We start from the raw sequence: 2095 nt of genomic DNA on the forward strand, positions 1-2095 counted from the left end.
TCGCCCACCGGCGGCCAACCTCCAGGCCAACTCGGTGCCCCAGCCGGCCAGCCGCTCGGCCTCCTGTCGGTAGGGCAGCAACGCCGCCGCCAGCCCGGCCAGGTGCGCGTCGATGATGGAGTACGTCCCGGTCATCAGGCCACCGCCGAGGTGGGCCGGCCGACGGTGGTGACCGCGGCGTAGACGGCGATGAGCTGCTCGGCCGCCTGCTTCCAGGAGTAGCGGCTGCGGATCCGGTCGAGCGCGGCGGTGGCGTACGCGAACCGGCGCGTGTTGTCGGCGAGCAGCCGTCGGATCGCGACGCCCAGTGCCCACGGGTCGCGTGGCCGGACCAGGTCTCCGGTCAGCCCGTCGATGACGGTGTCGGCGATCCCGCCGACGGCGGTGCCGACGACGGGCACCCCGCAGGCCATGGCCTCCAGTGGGGTCAGGCCGAACGGCTCGTACCAGGGGGCGGCGACGAGGAGGTCAGCCGAGCGGTACCAGCGGCCCATCTCCTCCCGGGGCACCGCGCCGACCAGCCGCACCCGGTCGGCCACCCCACACGACTCGGCCAGCGCCCCGAGCCGCCGGGCGAAGGTGTCGGCGGGCAGCAGGTCGGCCGGCGGGCCGCCGACCACCACGCACTCGGCGTCCGGCACCGCGTGCAGCGCCTGGATGACATCCGCGAAGCCCTTGCGCTCCACCATCCGTCCGACAGTGAGGAGCCGTGGCCGGCTCGGGTCACGCGGCTCGGCGGGCCCGTCCGGGCGGAACATCTCCTGGTTGACCCCGGAGGGGACCAGTGCCATCCGGGCCCGGGGCACGCCCAGGCGGACCAGCTCTCCGATCTCGTCCTGGCACTGCACGATCACCCGGTCGGCGGCCCGGCCGAGGGCACGTTCGTACCCGATCCGGCCTGGTGGGCTCGTGTCCCGGGTGCCCTGGTGGCGTCGTTTCACGGTCCCCAGGGCGTGGTACGTCAGCACCGTCGGGACCCGGGCCCGCCGTCCGGCGTGCAGGGTGGCCAGTCCGCTCATCCAGAAGTGGGCGTGCGCCACGTCGGGCACCCAGGATCCGTCCCGCCACTGCTCGGCCAGCCACGTGCCGAACTCGCCCATGAACGGCAACAGCTCGTCCTTGGGCATCCGCCGTGGCGGGCCGGCCGGCACGTGCCACACCTGGTAGCCGTCCGGAGTGGAGACGACGTGGTCGAGGGTGGTGGAGTCGCGGCGGGTGTAGACGCGTACGTCGTGTCCCTCGCCGGCCAGCGCGGCGGACAGTTCCGCGACGTGCGTGTTCTGGCCGCCGGCGTCCTCCTCGCCCAGGACTGCGAGTGGGCTGGCGTGCTCCGAGATCATCGCGATGCGCATGTCTCCTCCTTCATCAGCCGGTCCCAGTCGGCCAGGAACCGGTCGAGTCCGAAACGTTCCCTGGACACCTCCCGCGCCCGCGCGCCCAGCCGGTACGCCGCGTCGCGGTCCTCGATGAGCCGCCGGGCCGACTCGGTGAGCGTCTCCACCCGGGTGGCGAGCACCCCGGCGTCCGGGGGTACGGCCGTGACGGCTTCGGTGGTGGCGAGGGCGACGACGGGCATGCCGATGGACATGGCTTCGATGAGGCTGAGTCCGAGGGAGGTCCAGCGGCAGAGGTGCAGGTAGGCGCGTCGTCGCGCGAGTTCGGCGTGCATCTGGTGCTGGGGTACGTCGTCGTGGCTGGTGAGCCGGTCGGCTGGTAGGCCGAGGTGGTCGGCGAGGCCGGTGACTCCCATGCCGTAGACGTCCAGTGGGGCGATGTCGGCGAACCGGGGCAGCAGGTCGGTGCCGGTGACCCGGCCCCGCCGGACCGGCTCGTTGATCACGACGGCGAGGCGGTCCAGTTCGCCGGTGTAGGTGGCGGTGGGCGTGACGATGCCGTGGTCGATGACGGTCGTGCGGGTGGTGCCGGTGTCCCAGAAGAGTTGGTTGAAGCCGGTGACGTGGGCGATGAGCAGGTTGGTGTGGTCGGCCATGGGGTGGCGGGTGTTCGGCACGTCGCCCTTGGGGGTGTTGTGTTCGACGTAGATGGCGGGGAGGTCGCGGCCGGGGCGGCGGTGCAGCCATTGTTCGGTGAGGTT

2 protein-coding genes are annotated in these 2095 nt (G+C 72.6%); both read right to left on the reverse strand.

What is annotated here, in order from left to right; translation table 11 throughout:
• Window positions 1-134: 134 nt before the first annotated feature.
• Complete coding sequence (locus tag M8C17_RS31670) at window positions 135-1352, reverse strand: glycosyltransferase (RefSeq protein ID WP_252420463.1); 1218 nt, start codon at window positions 1350-1352, stop codon at window positions 135-137.
• A partial coding sequence (locus M8C17_RS31675) for a glycosyltransferase (protein WP_252420465.1) occupies window positions 1337-2095 on the reverse strand: 759 nt, incomplete at its 5' end. The genes M8C17_RS31675 and M8C17_RS31670, both read right to left, overlap by 16 nt.

Source organism: Micromonospora sp. RHAY321 (assembly GCF_023896955.1).
Lineage (GTDB): Bacteria > Actinomycetota > Actinomycetes > Mycobacteriales > Micromonosporaceae > Micromonospora.

What these genes read in the sequence shown, in the direction of transcription:
- M8C17_RS31670 (WP_252420463.1), bottom strand. Translation starts at nt 1,352, where the DNA reads ATGCGCATCGCGATGATCTCGGAGCACGCCAGCCCACTCGCAGTCCTG.